The organism is Pseudomonas sp. 1 (genome assembly GCF_056626735.1).
Window position 1 is genome coordinate 27,752 of record NZ_JBWXMQ010000001.1, and the last position, 17,236, is coordinate 44,987.

15 protein-coding genes are annotated in these 17,236 nt (G+C 60.6%); 5 read left to right on the forward strand and 10 right to left on the reverse strand.

Going from position 1 to position 17,236, the window contains the following annotated elements:
- Nucleotides 1–17 precede the first annotated feature (17 nt).
- Both AC1MDC_RS00120 and AC1MDC_RS00125 read right to left on the reverse strand, forming a co-directional pair.
- On the reverse strand, nucleotides 18–938 hold the full coding sequence (locus tag AC1MDC_RS00120; RefSeq protein WP_480392207.1) for a universal stress protein: 921 nt from the start codon (nucleotides 936–938) through the stop codon (nucleotides 18–20).
- Nucleotides 939–1,010: 72 nt separating this feature from the next.
- Nucleotides 1,011–1,244: an Lpp/OprI family alanine-zipper lipoprotein gene (locus tag AC1MDC_RS00125; protein WP_480392208.1), complete on the reverse strand. Its 234-nt coding sequence runs from the start codon at nucleotides 1,242–1,244 to the stop codon at nucleotides 1,011–1,013.
- 430 nt (nucleotides 1,245–1,674) lie between these two features.
- On the opposite strand from AC1MDC_RS00125, the gene fnr reads away from it, so the two are divergent.
- Nucleotides 1,675–2,421 (forward strand): fumarate/nitrate reduction transcriptional regulator Fnr, encoded by a 747-nt coding sequence (gene fnr, locus AC1MDC_RS00130; protein ID WP_085696119.1) that lies wholly within the window; start codon nucleotides 1,675–1,677, stop codon nucleotides 2,419–2,421.
- Between the two features lie 24 nt (nucleotides 2,422–2,445).
- Nucleotides 2,446–3,429 carry a zinc-dependent alcohol dehydrogenase family protein gene (locus AC1MDC_RS00135; RefSeq protein WP_085702057.1) on the forward strand — a complete coding sequence of 328 codons (984 nt, stop codon included), beginning with the start codon at nucleotides 2,446–2,448 and terminating at the stop codon, nucleotides 3,427–3,429.
- Nucleotides 3,430–3,568: 139 nt separating this feature from the next.
- Here the strand turns inward: AC1MDC_RS00135 and AC1MDC_RS00140 are convergent, their stop codons facing one another.
- The 3 genes from AC1MDC_RS00140 to AC1MDC_RS00150 are packed head-to-tail and all read right to left on the reverse strand — an operon-like array spanning nucleotide 3,569 to nucleotide 7,774.
- The gene (locus AC1MDC_RS00140; protein WP_480392209.1) at nucleotides 3,569–4,732 is read right to left on the reverse strand and encodes an iron-containing alcohol dehydrogenase; all 1,164 of its coding nucleotides are present in this window, start codon (nucleotides 4,730–4,732) and stop codon (nucleotides 3,569–3,571) included.
- 37 nt (nucleotides 4,733–4,769) lie between these two features.
- On the reverse strand, nucleotides 4,770–6,539 hold the full coding sequence (locus AC1MDC_RS00145; protein WP_480392210.1) for an acyl-CoA dehydrogenase C-terminal domain-containing protein: 1,770 nt from the start codon (nucleotides 6,537–6,539) through the stop codon (nucleotides 4,770–4,772).
- On the reverse strand, nucleotides 6,536–7,774 hold the full coding sequence (locus AC1MDC_RS00150; RefSeq protein WP_085702055.1) for a 3-hydroxyacyl-CoA dehydrogenase: 1,239 nt from the start codon (nucleotides 7,772–7,774) through the stop codon (nucleotides 6,536–6,538). The genes AC1MDC_RS00145 and AC1MDC_RS00150 overlap by 4 nt, the downstream gene beginning before the upstream one ends.
- A 75-nt stretch (nucleotides 7,775–7,849) precedes the next feature.
- Here AC1MDC_RS00150 and AC1MDC_RS00155 point away from each other — a divergent pair, with 75 nt between their 5' ends.
- A complete protein-coding gene (locus AC1MDC_RS00155) occupies nucleotides 7,850–8,767 on the forward strand; it encodes a LysR family transcriptional regulator (protein WP_234205318.1) in 918 nt (305 codons plus the stop codon).
- A 102-nt stretch (nucleotides 8,768–8,869) separates the two neighbouring features.
- Nucleotides 8,870–10,831, forward strand: a complete 1,962-nt coding sequence (locus AC1MDC_RS00160) for an alkyl/aryl-sulfatase (protein ID WP_480392211.1) — start codon at nucleotides 8,870–8,872, stop codon at nucleotides 10,829–10,831.
- Nucleotides 10,832–10,848: 17 nt separating this feature from the next.
- Here the strand turns inward: AC1MDC_RS00160 and AC1MDC_RS00165 are convergent, their stop codons facing one another.
- Genes AC1MDC_RS00165 through AC1MDC_RS00180 form a run of 4 tightly spaced genes read right to left on the reverse strand, consistent with a single transcriptional unit; the run spans nucleotide 10,849 to nucleotide 14,708 of the window.
- A complete protein-coding gene (locus AC1MDC_RS00165; protein WP_480392212.1) occupies nucleotides 10,849–11,142 on the reverse strand; it encodes a DUF202 domain-containing protein in 294 nt (97 codons plus the stop codon).
- Nucleotides 11,135–11,518, reverse strand: coding sequence for a YidH family protein (locus AC1MDC_RS00170; RefSeq protein WP_227232599.1), 384 nt, complete (start codon nucleotides 11,516–11,518; stop codon nucleotides 11,135–11,137). Before AC1MDC_RS00170 ends, AC1MDC_RS00165 begins: the two co-directional genes overlap by 8 nt.
- Nucleotides 11,518–12,828: a DUF1329 domain-containing protein gene (locus AC1MDC_RS00175; protein WP_480392213.1), complete on the reverse strand. Its 1,311-nt coding sequence runs from the start codon at nucleotides 12,826–12,828 to the stop codon at nucleotides 11,518–11,520. The genes AC1MDC_RS00170 and AC1MDC_RS00175 overlap by 1 nt, the downstream gene beginning before the upstream one ends.
- Before the next feature lie 26 nt (nucleotides 12,829–12,854).
- On the reverse strand, nucleotides 12,855–14,708 hold the full coding sequence (locus tag AC1MDC_RS00180) for a DUF1302 domain-containing protein (RefSeq protein ID WP_480392214.1): 1,854 nt from the start codon (nucleotides 14,706–14,708) through the stop codon (nucleotides 12,855–12,857).
- A 216-nt stretch (nucleotides 14,709–14,924) separates the two neighbouring features.
- On the opposite strand from AC1MDC_RS00180, the gene AC1MDC_RS00185 reads away from it, so the two are divergent.
- Complete coding sequence (locus tag AC1MDC_RS00185) at nucleotides 14,925–15,881, forward strand: LysR family transcriptional regulator (protein WP_480392215.1); 957 nt, start codon at nucleotides 14,925–14,927, stop codon at nucleotides 15,879–15,881.
- 34 nt (nucleotides 15,882–15,915) lie between these two features.
- On the opposite strand, the gene AC1MDC_RS00190 is transcribed toward AC1MDC_RS00185, so the two are convergent.
- On the reverse strand, nucleotides 15,916–17,172 hold the full coding sequence (locus tag AC1MDC_RS00190; RefSeq protein WP_085696449.1) for an MFS transporter: 1,257 nt from the start codon (nucleotides 17,170–17,172) through the stop codon (nucleotides 15,916–15,918).
- Between the last annotated feature and the right edge of the window lie 64 nt (nucleotides 17,173–17,236).

Here is a 17,236-nt window from a genome sequence, read left to right on the forward strand (position 1 = left end):
GGGTACTGGCGCTGCCATCAGTCGAAACCGGAAGTGGGCTTGACGATCATCAGGCTGCAGGGTGCCCGGTTCGTCAACGTTTCGACCGTACTGCCGACAAAACCATCGACATCGCGTTGATAGGCCGACCCCAGCACCAGCATGTCAAAAGCATTCTGGCGGGCGAACAGTTCGATTACCTTGTGGGGAATGCCGGTCACTTGATGCCGCCGAGGCTTGTCGATGCCGTAGCGTTCGGCGAGCGCATCGAATGCCTCTTGTTGGGTATCGGTAATCGCCTCGCACAAGCTGCGGTCCAGACTTGGTGTCGGCACACTCATCGCGGCGTCCCCCAGCACCGACCAGTTACAGACGTTCAACAGCTGCAACGTCGCGCCGGTTGCGTCTGCCAGGGTTTTGGCGAGATCGAGAATCCGGTCGTTGAGGCCCTGGGTCAGTTCTTCCAGATGAGAAAGGTCGATGGCAGCCAGTATTTTCGCAGGCACGGGATTGGCGCCTTCGCTCACCAGGTGCAGATGAGCCGGACAGTCGCGCAGCAATACCCAGTCCAGCGGCCGATGAAAGGCACGCTCGAGTGCCGGCATATACTGCATGTCCTTGATCACCAGATCGGCATGGAAGTCATTGATGTATTCGAGTACATGGGCGGGCGTGGTCCTGGCCCACACCACTTCGGTGCTGACTGGCAGTCCGGCGCTGCGCTGAAACCGCGCTTGCTGTTCCAGCCACTGCCGGTGCACTTGCAGATAGCCCTCCCGCGCCTGGGTCATGGCATTCGGGTCCAAGAGACCCGCTACCGCCAGCGCCTGGACATAATCGAATGCCACGATATGCAAAAGCGCTCCGGTTGCCCTGGCCAGCGCTTCGGCACGTTCGAAGGCCGGAGAACGATTCATCTCGGGGCGAGCGATCAACAAAATGCGTTTGAGTTTGAGCATCACTTTTCCCCGGCAATGCTTGGCTGATCCTGCCAGCCTGACGTCCCTGTTCCGACTCGTGATCGATCTCGATTACTTGCGTGCCGCTTTTTCGGCCATGCGTCTTGCGCGCTCGTACGCCTCTTCAGCCGCTCGCTGCGCCTGCTCTGCCTTGAGCAACGCCTCATCGGCCCGAAGCCTGGCGGTTGCGGCGTTGTCCTCGGCGGACTCCAACCGAGCGTCGAATTCTTCGGTCTGGCGATGACCGCAACCGCCAGTCGCCGCCACCAGCAAACCGAGCACGACGATGACCAAGCGCCTGTTCATGGTTTTCTCCTCAATGGATCAATGCTGAAGGCCGTGTTGGCTTGAGTATCTGGCGTTGGCCGCCGCCGGCTCTGATCTTTGTCAACAAATCGCTCGCTTGCGGCCGCTGCGGCCCGAAGCGCCATTGTTGATATTCCTCAACGAAATTTTGTCGGCCAGGCGTAGAAAAAAGACTTGGCCAAGGCTATTCGCGTCAAGGTCGAAGGTCCCGATCAAATGATCGATTCTGGAGGGCGGCCCCCGCCGTAACTTGATTTAAATCAAGCGTCACCCTCAGCGCACAGGTTCAATTGACGACTCGCCCTGAAGCGAAAGTAGATGATGAGTGACATATTCCATTGGTCGTTTTTTTTCTTTGCCGACGCCGGTTTGAGTGCCCCTGACAGACGGGCAACTATAATTAAACGCCCGTGTGATGGGGATCACATTCATGTCCGACACCAAAGCGTTGCAATTTCGTCGCCTCAAGTCGGCCTGCTCCAACTGCAGTGTGCTGGAGCTGTGTTTGCCGATCGGCCTGTCCGGGCCGGAGGTAGAGCGGCTGGATGCACTCATCGCCCAGCGCTTCAAAGTCAGGAAAGGCGCGGCCCTTTACCGTGAAGGTGATCCGTTGCGATCCCTGTATGCCGTCCGCCTGGGGTCATTCAAGACCAATTTGCTGTCCCTCGACGGGCGTGAGCAGGTCACCGGTTTTCAAATGCCGGGAGAAATGCTCGGCCTGGACGCCATCAGCACTGACTCCCATACCTGCAACGCCTTTGCACTGGAAGACAGCGAAGTCTGCCCGATCCATTTTTCCCATCTGGAAAAACTCGCGCAGCAACTGCCCTCGCTGCAACACAACCTGACCAAGCTGCTGAGCCGGGAAATCGTGCGCGACCACGACATGCTCATGTTGCTCGGTACGATGAACTCCGACGAACGCCTGGCAGCCTTCCTTCTGAACCTCTCGCAACGCCTGAACCAGCGCGGTTACTCGGCGAAAAACTTCGTACTGAAAATGCGCCGCGAGGAAATCGGCTCGTACCTGGGTTTGCGCCTGGAAACCATTTGCCGGGGCATCGCGCACTTGCGCGACAAGGATCTGGTGGAGATCTCCGGGCGTGACGTAAAAGTCCTCGACCTGGAAGGGCTCAAGCAGATGATCGCCGGTTGCCATCGCCCTGTCGGGCATTGATCTCGTCCAATCTGGAGCCTGCCTGTGCGCGCCATGGTTCTGCACTCGCCCGGACAGCCGCTGCAACGGGAAGAACGTCCGGTTCCCGTTCCCGGCGAACGGCAACTGTTGATCAAAGTCCTGGCCTGCGGTGTGTGCCGTACCGATTTGCACCTGTTGGACGGCGAACTGCCGCAAGCCGTGCTGCCTCGGGTGCCGGGGCATGAAATCGTCGGTGAAGTCACCGCAGTGGGTAGCGACGTCGCCTCTGAGTGGATCGGACGACGGGTCGGTGTTCCCTGGCTGGGCTGGACCTGTGGCGAATGCTCGTTCTGCCGATCGGGCCGAGAAAACCTCTGCGATCAGGCGCAGTTCACCGGCTGCCAACTGGACGGCGGCTACGCCGAGTACACCGTTGCCGATCCGCGATTCTGCTTCCCGATTCCCGATGCCCTGAGCGATCTGCAGGCCGCGCCCCTGCTGTGTGCCGGACTGATCGGCTTTCGTGCGTTGCAAATGGCCCGTGACGCCCGCCACCTCGGTCTCTACGGGTTTGGCGCGGCAGCCCACCTGGCGATCCAGATCGCCCGGGGCCGCCACCAACAGGTGTACGCCTTCACCCGGCCCGAGGATCACGAAAGCCAGGCCTATGCCCGCAAGCTGGGGGCCGTATGGGCCGGCCCTTCGGATCAACTGCCGCCTCATCCGCTGGATGCCGGCCTGATTTTCGCTCCGGTCGGCGCGCTGGTGCCTCTGGCGCTGTCGGCAACTGTCAAGGGCGGTTGCGTGATCTGCGCCGGAATTCACATGAGCGACATCCCCGCTTTCCCCTATCGTCTGCTCTGGGGCGAACGCATCCTGCGCTCGGTAGCCAACCTGACCCGTGAGGACGGCACTGCGTTTTTCGCCGAGCTGCAACACACGTCAGTGCACTGCGACGTCACCCGGTTTGCGCTGGATGAGGCCAATCAGGCCCTGGCCTGTTTGCGCAGTGGTCGGTTCAACGGCGCCATCGTGCTCACTCCCTGATGCTTGATCGACCACATTGTTGACGTGACCACAGGCATCGTTGTCATGCCAACGCGTAGTGATCTGGTTGAATAGTGATCTGGGTGAATAGTGATCTGGGTGAAGTTGCGGTAGCTGGCACCAGACCGCGGATCGCTCATCACCAAGCCGCCCTGTAAATGGCCAAAGCATCGTCATGGCTGACTTCGCGCGGATTGTTCACCAACAGTCGTTGCTGCAGCATCGCGTCACTGGCCAATTGTTCGAGGCAATTCCCGGGGACGTTGATATCACGCAGGCGAGCCGGCAGGCCGCAGCGCTGCGTCAGTTGCTCCAGTTCCGTAATCATCTGCTCGGCGAGGCTGCTGCGATCACCTGCCTGCAACCGGTCCCCAAGCAATGGCGCGGCAAGTTCGGCGTAATCCGCTTGGGCCATGGGCAGGTTGAAACGCAGAACGTGCGGCAGCACTAACGCATTGGACAAGCCGTGGGGAATATGGAAGTGCCCGCCCAGCGGATAAGCCAGGGCATGCACTGCGGCAACCGGTGCGTTGGCAAACGCCTGCCCGGCAAGGCAGGCACCGAGCAGCATGGCCTGACGTGCAGCGAGATGACCGCCGTTATGTACCGCTTGATCAAGGTTCGTCGCCAGCAGTCGCAACGCCTCGCGAGCGAGCAGGCTGGACAGCGGGTTGCGTTTGATTTTGCTGGTGTAAGCCTCGATGGCGTGGACCATCGCATCGATACCCGTAGCGGCCGTGATCTGCGGTGGCAGCCCCAGGGTGCAGACGGCGTCGAGGATAGCGAGATCCGGCAGCAGCAATGACGAAACGATGCCCATTTTGCTGGTTTCGCCGGTGGTGACGATGGCGATCGGCGTGACTTCCGAACCGGTGCCCGCCGTGGTCGGCACCTGAATCAACGACAGGCGCCTGCCCTTGGCCTGATCGACGCCGTACAACTGGTTAAGTGTCTGGGCATTGTCGGGATGGGCGAGCAACGCGACCAGTTTGGCGACGTCCATCGAGCTGCCGCCACCGAAACCGACAATCAGGTCGGCACCGATATGCCGGGCGCGCTCGACCGCCGCCAGTACGCAGTTTTCATGGGGGTCGGCGGATACATCACTGAAAATCGCCACAGCGACTTTCGCAGTACTGAACCCTGGCAGCAGGTCGTCAAGTAAACCGAGCCGGGCAATTCCCGGATCGGTGACGATCAAAACGCGCCGGGCACCGCGTTCCCGGCACAGGTTGGCGAGTCGTTGCACCGCGCCGGCTTCGCAGAGAATCTGCGCGGCGGTGGCAAAGCTGAAGGACTGCATCGACACGATTCCTTGTTTTTGTGAGTGACAGGCCTGATCAGGCGTTGAAATCGCCGGCCGCAATTGCCATCAGGCAATTCGCTCCGCCCAGTAACGCTTCGCGATGAGCGCCGGCGCGGGGCAGCAGACGTCGCCAATAGAAGTCAGCAGTGTGCAATTTGGTTTGATAAAACTCGCGATCAGGACTTCCTTGCGACAAGGCCTGCTGCGCGCAGGCAGCAGCCTGCAGCCAAAGAGCGGCCAGCAGGACGTATGCCGAGTAAGCAAGAAAATCCACCGACACCGCGCCGATTTCCTGCGGATCGCGCTGACAGGCTTCGATGACCGAGGTGCCGAGTGTGCGCCATTCGGTCAACCGCAGGCTGACAACCCGGGCCATTTCCTGCAGCGTTTCATGGGATTGGGCGGTATCAAGCCCTGTTGCCAATTCATCGATCAGCGCATGGAGCTCGGCACCGCCGTCGGCCAGCAGTTTGCGGCGTACCAGATCCAGCGCCTGGATACCGTTGGTGCCTTCGTAGAGTTGAGTGATGCGGCTATCGCGCATTAGCTGCTCCATGCCCCACTCGCGGATATAGCCGTGTCCGCCATAGAGCTGCACGCCAAGGCTGGCGACTTCCTGACCCACATCGGTAAAGAACGCTTTGACAATCGGAATCAGCAGCGCTGCACGGCGCTTCGCCGCGTTATGTTCCTCGCCCATTCCCCCTTCCTGGTCCAGCTGCCGCGCGGTATAGGCAGCGAGCATCCGGCAACCTTCAGTCAGCGCTTTTTGCGTCAACAGCATGCGGCGCACGTCGGGATGAACAATGATCGGATCGGCGGCCTGATCAGGCGCGACCGCACCGGCCAGGGAGCGGGACTGTAAACGCTCACGGGCGTAGCTCAGGCCACCCTGAAACGCCGCTTCGGCAATACCCAGGCCTTGCAGGCCCACCTGGAAACGCGCGTCATTCATCATGGTGAACATGCAGGCCAATCCCTGATTCGCCTCACCAACCAGCCAGCCTTGCGCACCGTCGAAATTCATCACGCACGTCGAGGTGCCCTTGATGCCCATCTTGTGTTCCAGCGCACCGCAACCAAGACTGTTGCGCTGGCCATCGGGCAGAATTTTCGGCACAAGAAACAGGCTGATCCCCCTCACCCCCGGCGGCGCACTTGGCAGACGGGCGAGTACCAGGTGGATGATGTTATCGGTCAGATCCTGCTCGCCACCGCTGATGAAAATCTTGGTACCCGTGACCCGGTAACTGCCATCACCTTCAGGCTGAGCACGGGTGCGCAACAGGGCCAGATCGGTGCCGGCCTGAGGTTCGGTGAGGCACATGGTTCCGGTCCATTCACCGCTGACCATTTTCGCCAGATAGGCTTGTTTGAGCGCCGGGCTGCCGTGTCGATGCACGGCCAGCACCGCGCTTTCAGTCAGACCTGAGTAAATGCGAAAGGCCAGGGAAGCCGACATCAGCATTTCGTGAAAACATGCCGCAACCATCTGCGGCACGCCCTGCCCCCCGAACGCCAGCGGCCCGGTCATGCTGGCCCAACCGTTAGCAACGTATTGTCGATACGCCTGGCGAAACCCTCGTGGCGTGCTGACTTCACGGCCATGCATCTGACAGCCCTGCTCGTCACTGTTGCGATTGAGCGGAGCGATGACTTCGCCGGCAAAACGCGCCGCCTCCTCGAGGATGCCATCAATCGTGTCGCGGTCGAGCTCAGTGCGCATTTGCTGACAATGTTCAGTGACGTTGAACAGTTCGTGCAAAACAAAGCGCATTTCACGCAGTGGCGCCTGGTAAGTCATACCTCACCCTCCTGGACATTGAAGAAGTGCCTGCCGTCAGCAATCAATTGGCGGATCAGCGCTGCCGGTCGCCAGCACTCACCGAACAGGCTTTGCAAATGTTCGAGCCGTGCGGCAATCAGGGGTAAACCTTGTGCGTCAGCCCAGCGCATCGGGCCACCTGTGTCCTTGGGAAACCCGTAACCGTTGAGCCAGACTTGATCGATGTCATGGCTGTTGGCAGCGATCTTTTCTTCGAGGATTTTCGCGCCCTCATTGATCAAGGCCAGCAGGCAGCGCTCGAGGATTTCCTGTTTGGAGATCTCGCGGCGGCGATAACCCAGCCCATGAGAGATTTCGAGCACCAGCGCGTCGACCTGAGGATCGTGTTCGGCGTGACGGCTGTCCTCCGGGTAGCTGTAGTAGCCATGGCCGGTTTTCTGACCGAAACGGCCAAGGTCGCACAGCGCGTTATCAACCTGTACCAAAGGTGCCTCCATGCCCTCCCCGGCCAGTTGCCGCGCGCGCCACTCCAGATCGATACCGACCACGTCATACATGCGGAACGGGCCCATGGCGAAACCGAATTGCTGCAATACCGCATCGACCTGATGGGGCAATGCGCCCTCAAGCAACAGCTTGCGCGCTTCGGCCACGTAGCTGGCGAGCATGCGATTACCGATGAAGCCGGGACAGTTCCCTGCGACGACCACAACCTTGCCGATCCGCTCGCCCAGCCTGCACGCAGCATCGAGCACCGCGCTGTCGGTGCGTGCACCACGGATGACTTCCAGCAGCTTCATGACGTGCGCCGGGCTGAAGAAATGCAGTCCCAATACTTGCTGCGGGCGAGCCGTGACGGCGGCAATGGCGTCGATGTCCAGCGCTGACGTATTACTGGCCAGAATGGCCTGTGGCTTGAGTTGGCGGTCGAGTGCGCGAAAGATTTCCTGTTTGAGCTCAAGGCTCTCGTACACCGCTTCGATCACCAGATCGACCTCGGCCAGCGCCGCATAATCGTGAACGGCCTGGACACGCTGGCGGTTGGCTTCAGCCTCAGGCTGGCTGATGCGCTGCTTGACGACCTGCTGCGACCATATCTGCTCGATCGCACTCAACCCTGCGTCGAGAGTCGGTGTATTGCTGTCCAGCCAAAGCACTGGCAGTCCGGCGCTGGCCAGGCTGATGACGATGCCGCGGCCCATGGTGCCGGCACCAATGACAGCAACCTGTCTGATATCCAAAGAGGTACTCACACGCATGCTCCAGAGACGAAAAGAACAGCCGCCACCCTAAGCACGCATCAGATATTTTTGAAATTTAGATTAACCATGGAATATATTTTTCCCATGAATATGTCGAACTTTGATCTGAATCTATTGCGCGTCCTTGACATGCTGTTGCGCGAGCAAAATGTCTCGCGCGCAGCTGAGCGGCTGGCATTGACGCAACCTACGGTCAGCAATGCACTGGCGCGGTTGCGTGACTTGCTTGACGATCCGCTGCTGGTGCGTGTCGGCCGTCGCATGTGCCCGACGCCTCGCGCACTCGCCCTCGAAGGGCCAATTCGCGCGGCACTCGGGCAAATTGAGCAGACGCTGGCTATCGGCGATGCCTTCCAGCCGCTGCTCAGCCACCGCCAGTTGCGCATTGCGTTGACCGATTTTGTCGAACAGCTGTGCATGCCACCCTTGCTGGCGCATCTGCAGACAGCGGCGCCGCACCTGCGCATCGACGTTGTGCACCTGGCACCCAATCTGCCGGCCGATGCGCTGGACCGCGGCGATCTGGACATGGTGCTCGGGCGCTTCAACGAGCTGCCGGCGAGGTTCACCCGGCAACTTTGGCGCCGGGAAACGTTGCGGGTTGCCGTGCGCCGCAATCATCCGCAGGTCAACCACTCTCTGGATCTTCAAACCTTCTTGCGGTTGCGCCACCTCTGGGTGCACGGCGGGCAAACCCGCGGAATGGTCGATCAATGGCTGGCCGAGCAGAATCTGCAACGACAGATCGTGTACACCACACCCAATTACTTGCAGGCCGCGCACCTTGTAGCAGCCACCGACCTCTGCGTTGTCCTGCCCACTCAGCTCGCCCAGCAGTTCGCCGAATTGCTGCCACTGGACTTGCATGATCTGCCGTTTGCGCTGGATCCGTTCGAACTGGATCTGGTGTATCTGAGCCATCGCCAACATGACCCGGCGCTGGCCTGGCTGTCGGAGCAGATCCTCGCCATCGCGCAGCCTTGAAAGCATCGAAAAATGAGATGGCCACCATGCCGCTCTGGTATTGGCTGCGCTTTGGCAGGCTACTTAGAGTGATTGGCCCTCAACAATAACAAGGAACACCCCATGCGTTTGCGACCCTCATTGCTGGCACTGGCCGTGCTTGCACCGTTGTCCGGCCTGGCAGCTACGCCAGCCAAGGATGCAACGGCCATCACCCTCGACAGCAACGCGCAATGGCTGCAACGTCTGCCATTTGCAGACCGTAGTGATTTCGAGGCCGCGAACCGTGGCCTGATCGAGCGTTATGACGCAGTGGTCAGCAATGGCGCGGGCAACAGTGTCTGGGACCCAGGTCAATACGCGTTTCTCAACAACGCTGACGCGCCTGGCACGGTCAATCCGAGTCTGTGGCGGATCGCCCGACTCAACAGCATCGCGGGGCTCTTCAAGGTCACCGAAGGCATTTATCAGATCCGCGGCCTGGACCTGGCGAACATGACTATTGTCGAGGGCGACAGCGGGCTGATCGTGATGGATCCGCTGCTGTCGGTCGAGACGGCAAAAGCTGGCATGGCGCTGTATTTCAAACACCGACCGCGCAAACCGGTCAACACAGTGATTTACACCCATCCGCACGTCGATCATTTTGGCGGCGTGCGCGGGGTGATCGATGAGGCCGACGTCAAGGCGGGCAAGGTTCAGGTCATTGCACCGCAGGGGTTTTTCGAGCACGCCATCGGTGAAAACGTATTGGCCGGGCCGGCGATGAAGCGTCGCGCCCAATACATGTACGGCGCCGCGTTGCCGCGCAGTGAGCGCGGTCAGGTGGATGCGGGCCTGGGCAAAGGAATTCCGGCCAATGCCACCATCAGCCTCATCGCCCCCACACGGGAAATCACCCAGCCGCTGGAACGGCTGACACTGGACGGCATTGAGGCCGAGTTCCAGCTCACCCCCGGCACCGAAGCCCCAGCAGAAATGAACATCTATTTTCCAGGATTCAAGGCATTGTGCATGGCCGAAAACGCCACGCACGTTCAGCACAACGTGCTGACCTTGCGTGGCGCGTTGGTACGTGACCCGAAAATCTGGGCACATTATCTCGATCAGTCATTACGCCAATACGGTGATCAGGCGCAGGTCGTTTTCGCCCAGCATCACTGGCCGACCTGGGGTGGCCAGCAAATACGCGACTACCTGGCCGATCAACGTGACATGTACGCTTTCATCGACAGCCAGACGCTGCGCCTGATCAACCAGGGCCTGACGCCAATGGAAATCGCGGCGACCCTGACAAGTCTGCCGCCGCAATTGGCGAGCAAGTGGTATAGCCGTGACTACTACGGCTCGTTGAGCCACAACGTACGCGCGGTCTACCAGCGTTACATGGGATTCTATGACGGTAATCCCGCCAATCTCGACCCGCTGACGCCACACGACGCCGGCAAGCGTTACGTGGCGGCCATGGGCGGTGCCGATCAGGTACTCAAGCAAGCGCATACCGCGTTCGACGCAGGCGACTATCGCTGGGTGGCGCAGTTGGTCAACCACTTGGTGTTTGCCGAACCGGACAACGTTCAGGCGCGACAACTGCAGGCCGACGCGCTGGAACAATTGGGTTATCAAAGCGAAAACGCCACGTGGCGCAATGCCTACCTCAGCGGCGCACAGGAATTGCGCGATGGCGTAGCTGCCGCAAGCGGTGCCGGTGGCAACGCCGATGACATGGTGCGTGCCCTCACACCCACCCTGTTTTTTGATTACCTGGCGGTGCGCATTGATGCGTTCAAGGCCGCTGACCGCGACCTGACCATCAACTGGCGCTTTACCGACCTGAACGAGGATTACGCCCTGACCCTGCGCAACGGTGTATTGACCCACCGTGACCGAACCCGCCACGAGCACGCCGATGTCGAGGTCAGCATGGCCAAGTCAACGCTCGACCGCATTGCCCTCAAGCAGACCGGTTTTCTCAAGGAAGCCACCCTGGGCGACATTTCCATTCATGGCGAACGTTTGAAGTTTTTGCAGTTCATGGGCGGTCTCGACGAAGCGGATGCGCGATTCAACATCGTCACCCCTTGAATAGGCCGAGCGGTGTGTCAATCACCGCTCAACAATCCCGCCACGCCAATGACTGCCATGACACATACGCCAGCGCCGAGGCTCAATATCGAACCCGGCGCCGGCATTGCACGCTCCGCCTCCAGCATCGCCAGGCCCTGCCGATATCGCCGTCCGGGCTGACACATCATGACCAGCACCGGCACCAATGCGACGGCGGACTGCAGCCAATCGCCCGCCCGGAACGCCAGCACCGCTACGACCAGCAGCGAGACGGTCGTGCGTCGCCACGCCAGCTCAGTGCGTTCGGCCTGCAAGCCTGGATCAACCATGCCAACGCGGCCACAACACTACTGCGAGCATCAACGCCGCAAAGACGCAAGCGAGGGTCAACAAGGGCACCAACGTCGGCAGTGGCAGCGCCCGGCCCTGTCGCAATGCTCGCTCCACGCGCAGCCAGCGCAAGCAAGCCCCCGAACTGATCAACAGGCTTACGAGCATCAGGCTCAGCGCCATGCCCATGCGCAATGGCGGCGCGAAGGCGTTCACCGCCAGGGCTTCGACTGCGATGCCCCCTCCGAGCAATGCCAGGGAGGTGCGCATCCAGGCAAGAAAGGTTCGCTCGTTGGCTAATGTAAAGCGAGGGTCCGGCGGCTCGCCCTCGCCCAGCAGCCGCTCGGTCCAGCAACGGGTTGATCGCTCGCTCATCAACGCACTCCGAAGCTGCGCAATGCGCCGGGCGAAAAGTACGAGAGGCTGGTGGCGAGGTTGAACACAAACGGGCGCTGTTGTTCGTTGATCAATCCGGAGACGTGATAACGCGAGCTCTTGAGGTCATAAGTGACCTCCAGCGCGTTCACTGCCACCTGCCCGACCGGGTGATAAAAACTGTGTGCCGCAGTGGTGCGCCACAGCTCGCCGTGCTGGTCGTAGACGTCCGCCTCCAGAATCGCCCAGGTGTCTTCATCAACGTAGAAATGGCGTTGGGTGTAGATGTGCCTGGCGCCGGGCTTCAGGGTAGCGACCACTTCCCAGACACGGTGCAGTTCGTAGCGCGTCGGCCCCGGGTCGAGATGACCACGCTGGATCAGCTCGCTGTAGCGCAGGTCCGGTGACGCCAGCCGGTAGCTGTTGTAGGGCACATGCAGCAGTTTTTTGCCGAGCAATTTCCACTCGTACCGGTCGGGCGCGCCATTGAACATGTCGCGGCTGTCTGCGGTACGCAGGCCTGCCGTGCCGGGGCCGGTGGTGTCATAGTCGACTCCCGGGGCGCGGCGCACCCGTCGCTGGCCGGCACTGTAGACCCAAGAAAGGCGTGGTTGGGCGACTTGATCGAGCGTCTCGTGCACGACGATGGCTTCGCCGGCTACACGTGACGGCGCGGTCATCCGGTAGGTGAAGTAGTACAGGATATTATCTGTCGCATCATCTGAGACGGGTTGCGGGAGAGCGACGTCCTGACGCGAGCTCATGCGCACGAAGCGACCGTTCTTCAGCGGCGTCACGCTGTCGGACATCAGGCTGTAACTGGCGTTGCGTGGGCGTGTCAGATGGTTCCAGATCACCTGCAGGCCGTTGGCAGGAATGGGAAAGGCAATCGCCCCGGAAAAACCCTTCAAGCCATTGCCACCATCCACCAGCGTTGCATTGGCAGCATTGCGTGCTGCCGACAGGGCCACCGCTGAAGGTACGCCGGCACTGCGATGAGTCGGGTAGACCGGCAATCGCATTGTTTCGGGAAACCGCTTGAGCATGGCGATCTGGCCTGGTGTCAACTGATCCTGATACTGCTGCGCATTCGCGGCGGTGATCTCATAAAGCGGTTGTTCATCGGCGTATGGGTCAAGCGGCGTACCATTGCTGGCCAACCGAAACTGCGCCGTGTCGAGTCCGCCCTGCCAGGCTGGAATTCTGCCATCGGCGCTGGCGGCACGTTCCGCTCCCGCCGGGGTCAGGTGTTCGCCAAGGCCGTCCGCCGCCATCGCACCGGTGATCCAGAGCAAACCGAATAGCATCATGCATGTGGTCTTCATCGTCGTGCCCTTCAGAAAGTGACGCCCAAGCTCAGTGAGAGAAAATCGCGGTCGCCGCGCGTGCCGTAATCGCCGTCGATGTAATCGGTGTAAGCGAGACTTACGCTGTAGGTACTGGCGAGCGTCGCGTCCAGACCGACGCTGATGGCTTTCGAGCCCTCACTGAATGCCGAGCCCTCCACCGGCCCTGTGCCGTGCACGTCATGAGCCCAGGACAGGTTCGGGCGAAAATCGAAACCGGCCAGAACATTGGGATAGGTCCACGTTGCGCGCACGCGGTAGCCCCAGGAAAACGGCGTGAGAAACCCTTCGTTGTTGCAGTGCTGCGGCGTTTTCGAGATGGCCTGACAAACGCGAGGATCGGCCAGTTCTCCGCTGTTGAATGTGCCCGAGCGTCCATACCGGGGGCCGCCGCGCCCCTCCAGACCGCCGACATACGTGGCGCCGATTTCGCCCACCAGCAGCAGCTGACTGGCCCCCATCATTTGGCCGAACGAATGCAGGGCGGTGATTTGTGCCTGGGTCATTTCCTTGCGCCGGTAGCCATCGAACAGCGCACTGTCGCGGTCGGTTCGCAAACCTTCGCCCAGCAATGGCGAGCGACCGTCGATATTGAGCAGTGACTGAATAATGTCCGTGCCGTTGAGTTGCATCGGCATGTTCGGCCGATAGCTCAGTTCGCCCTGCAGCGCCGTTCCAGTACGCAGGGTGGTGGCGAACGAAAGCCCATACAGGCGAATGTCTTCCGGGTACTGGACCTGATATTGCGAAGTCCCCAGACGCAGTGCGCCAGTCAGCGACTGGCCTGCGGCCGAGGCCACAAATGCCCCGCACCCGGCAGCGCCAATACCCAGGTTGGCACACAACTGTGGAGCGAACGCGGTGTTGTTGAAATACGGGCTGCTTACGGTGCCCATGTAAGGCGTGCGGCTGTGATAGTTGGCCGCGTAGGCGCCGAATTCGGTGTCCACAGCGCTGACGTACCAGCGCAGCGACAATCCCCATTGCCCGCCGTTGCGTGCGTCATCGTCTGCTGCGCGGGGAATGCGCACGCCCTCTTGCGTCAGGTTGACCCCCAACGGCGTCAACCCGGCCACGGCGGCAGGGTTACCCAGCAATTTGGCGCCGACATCAAGGCCATCGCAGCCGTCAGGCAGAAAATCGTTGTTGGAGAAAAACGTCGCGCAGTTGTCGAGTTGAGTCTGCTCCCAATCAAGTTGATAGAAAGCGTCGAACGACAGTGCCTCGGTCAGGTTTTGCGTGACATAGAACAGGTTGACCGGCACCAGCGCATCCTTGACTTCGGAACCCGGACGGCGCAGCGCGGACAGGTTGAACGGGTTGATGACGTTGAGCCCGCCCTGAATGAAGGTGCTTTCGCCCCAGTTCACCACTTGCTTGCCCAGGCGCACCGAGCCCGGCTGGCCGTCGATGTCGTAGAGGTAGTAGCCAAAAGCATCGAGCAACTGAGTGCCCGCGGTTTTCGCCGATCGCTTGCGGTTGTTGTCGGCGACCTTCTTGAAGCGCTGGTCATGATCGCGCAGCGCGGTGTCGTACCAATATGTGCCGCGTAAAAACACGCCAATGTTGTCGCGCTTCAGCTCAAGGTCATGGGTCCCCTTGAACACCGCCGAGAACACATCGCCGGAGGCGAAGTTGAGTTTGCCATCGTCGCTGTTGGCGCTGTTGTGTAACGCCGGATCAGGGTTGGCCGTGGAAATACTCGTGCCCAGGCTCAGCGCCGAATCGAACTGGGCTTCGAGATCGTTCCATTGAAATTGCAGGGCGACGGCAGGACTGGAAACACAACAGCAAGACAATAAAAAAAACGACGGTCGAGCGAGACCGCGAATATGCAATTGCATCACTCTTTACCTCTTATTGTGTTTATCGAGAGTGAGATTTCCGGGGATGTCTTGTAGCGGGGACAGCGGCTGCTGACTCAGCAGGCAAGCGGATTGTTGCGGGTTGATCTGGGCCTCTTGTTATGTCTCTATGGATACTAAGTAGGCGCCCCGACCTGAACAAATAGCGTCTTCAGATAGTTGCCATAACACTTCGGCATACCAGAGATTGTCCCCATGACGTTGAAACAGCTGCGTTACCTCATCGCGATTGTCGAGGCTGGAAGCTTCTCCAGCGCCGCGCGCCGCGCCTTCATTGCCCAACCGGCGTTGAGTCGACAGATCGGCTTGCTGGAAAGCGAACTGGATATGCAATTGCTGTCGCGCCTGCATGACGGCATCGAATTGACCGACGCCGGCCGGCAGTTGTATGAGGTGGCGCGTTCGGTGATTCAGCAAGTCGACTCGGTGAAGGATGAGCTCAAATCAAGCCGTGGCAATCCCATGGGGCACGTGTCGATCTCCATTCCGGCGACGGCGTCGGCACTGCTGCTGCCCGCGATCATCACCCAGGCGCAGAACAAATTTCCGGGGATCAAATTGACGGTGTGGGACGGCCTGAGCCGTGAAGGCGGCCAGGCGATCGAGTTGGGCAAGGTCGATTTTGGTGTGGTGCCCAATGCCGAGGAGCTGGAACACGTCATCGCCGAACCGGTGTTTACCGAGGACCTTTTCTGGGTCGGCGCCACCGCGCCAGAAGCCAATCACTCACCGATCAGCCTCGCCGAAGCGGCCGCGACGCGCCTGGTGATGCCGCCGCGCGCACTGCATCTGCGCCGGCGTATCGAACAGGCCGCAATGGAAACCGGCGTGACACTTGATTCCAGCTACGAACAACAGTCGGCGCCGGGCATCAGCAGTCTGGTGCGCGCGGGACTGGCAGCGACCATCAGCAACTGGCCGCCATTGACGGATCTGCTTGAACCGATTTCAGCGCGACTGATCGTCGAGCCGCGCATCACGCGCACCGTGTCCCTCGCCCATTCGCAGCACAAGCCGCTGTCGTTCGCCGCCACCTGCATGCGCGACCTGGTGCGCAGCCTGCTTGTAGACGCTGTCATCGAAGGCCGCTGGAAAGGCAGCCTGATCGAACGCACTATCGAGCCACCGCTGAGTTTTGTCGGCGAAGCCTGAAGCTGTCACGGCGCAGTCGGACGGCGCCGTTTGCTCAAATCACTGCCGGCCGCCCGACAGCGTCGACCTGAAGCAAGCGCTGGCGAGTCTTCTGCGGATTCATCCACAACAAGCCCGCCAGCCCGGCAACCACCAGCACCGCCCCGCATACCAGAAACCCTTCGGCGTAACCCGCCGGATGCTCGGCGCCAGCACCCTGCACCAACAATCCGGTGACCACCGGAGCCGACAGACCGGCCAGCGACGCAATGCCGTTGCCAATCGCGAGGACGCCTGCACGCTGGCTGCCCGGCGTGAACTCGGCGAGCATCGCCGGGCCGACCGAATACATCACCAGAGCCAGCCCCCCGCTGAACGTCAGACAGACGATCCGCTCCACGTTGCTCAGGCCCTCAAGCATGAGCGCGGCGGACAGCAGGCCGCTGACAATCAGGCAAATGGCAACGAATGCGCCCCGCGACCAGCGGGTCGTGATGCCCGCACGCATGAACCGTTGCGATAACCAGGCCAGAAACAGACTCAACGGTGTCGTCACCACCACGAACAGTACAAACACCCGCCCCGTCATGATCGGGTCAATGCCCAAACCGGTCTGCAGGTAGCTCGGCACCCATGTCAGGGTCAGTGCCAGCGACCAGTTGGCGGCGAAATGACAGAGGTAGTTGCTCAGTACCGTGCTGTCGAGCAATAGCCGCCGATAAGCGACCCTGGCTTCGTCCAGTCTCAATTGCCCGGTGCGAATCCTGTCGAGGGTGCCTTCGCTGCCAAGCAACCACCACAACACACACCACACTGCACCGATCACCGCGAGCACGATGAAGTTCATGCGCCAGCCGTAATGCACGCTGATCCACGGGATCATCGCACCGGCGACCAGCAGCCCCAGCGCACTGCCCGTGTGCAGCAGCGCAACCGGCAGATTGCGACGGTCATTGGGAAACCATTTGTACAGCGCATGGGTCGCAACTGGCGACGCCGGGCCTTCGCCAATACCGAGCAACACCCGGCAGGCAATGATGGCCCACAGCGAACTGACGAACAGCATCGGTAACTGGATCACCGCCCAGAACGCCCCCATGCCCAGCAACAATGTGCGCGTGGGGCGGCGGTTGGCGACAAATCCCCCGATCACAGCGGATATGGCAAAAAACCAGTGCAAGGCGCCGCCCACCAGACCGAATTCGGTGGGGGTCAGGCCCAGCTCCTTGGACATCGGTACCGCGACCAGGCCAATGACCACTTTGTCGAGGAAGTTCACCAGCATCAAAACCGCCAGCAGTACCGCAATCATCCAGGCCGTGCCCGGACGCGCAGGTTTGTCAGTGTGAGTCATGGTCATCTCTCGTTATTGTTTT

What these genes read in the sequence shown, in the direction of transcription:
- AC1MDC_RS00165 (WP_480392212.1), bottom strand. Translation starts at nt 11,142, where the DNA reads ATGGTTGATCCAGGCTTGCAGGCCGAACGCACTGAGCTGGCGTGGCGA.
- AC1MDC_RS00120 (WP_480392207.1), bottom strand. Translation starts at nt 938, where the DNA reads ATGCTCAAACTCAAACGCATTTTGTTGATCGCTCGCCCCGAGATGAAT.
- AC1MDC_RS00145 (WP_480392210.1), bottom strand. Translation starts at nt 6,539, where the DNA reads ATGACTTACCAGGCGCCACTGCGTGAAATGCGCTTTGTTTTGCACGAA.
- AC1MDC_RS00185 (WP_480392215.1), top strand. Translation starts at nt 14,925, where the DNA reads ATGACGTTGAAACAGCTGCGTTACCTCATCGCGATTGTCGAGGCTGGA.
- AC1MDC_RS00160 (WP_480392211.1), top strand. Translation starts at nt 8,870, where the DNA reads ATGCGTTTGCGACCCTCATTGCTGGCACTGGCCGTGCTTGCACCGTTG.
- AC1MDC_RS00140 (WP_480392209.1), bottom strand. Translation starts at nt 4,732, where the DNA reads ATGCAGTCCTTCAGCTTTGCCACCGCCGCGCAGATTCTCTGCGAAGCC.
- AC1MDC_RS00155 (WP_234205318.1), top strand. Translation starts at nt 7,850, where the DNA reads ATGGAATATATTTTTCCCATGAATATGTCGAACTTTGATCTGAATCTA.
- AC1MDC_RS00170 (WP_227232599.1), bottom strand. Translation starts at nt 11,518, where the DNA reads ATGAGCGAGCGATCAACCCGTTGCTGGACCGAGCGGCTGCTGGGCGAG.
- AC1MDC_RS00180 (WP_480392214.1), bottom strand. Translation starts at nt 14,708, where the DNA reads ATGCAATTGCATATTCGCGGTCTCGCTCGACCGTCGTTTTTTTTATTG.
- AC1MDC_RS00125 (WP_480392208.1), bottom strand. Translation starts at nt 1,244, where the DNA reads ATGAACAGGCGCTTGGTCATCGTCGTGCTCGGTTTGCTGGTGGCGGCG.
- fnr (WP_085696119.1), top strand. Translation starts at nt 1,675, where the DNA reads ATGTCCGACACCAAAGCGTTGCAATTTCGTCGCCTCAAGTCGGCCTGC.
- AC1MDC_RS00190 (WP_085696449.1), bottom strand. Translation starts at nt 17,172, where the DNA reads ATGATTGCGGTACTGCTGGCGGTTTTGATGCTGGTGAACTTCCTCGAC.
- AC1MDC_RS00175 (WP_480392213.1), bottom strand. Translation starts at nt 12,828, where the DNA reads ATGATGCTATTCGGTTTGCTCTGGATCACCGGTGCGATGGCGGCGGAC.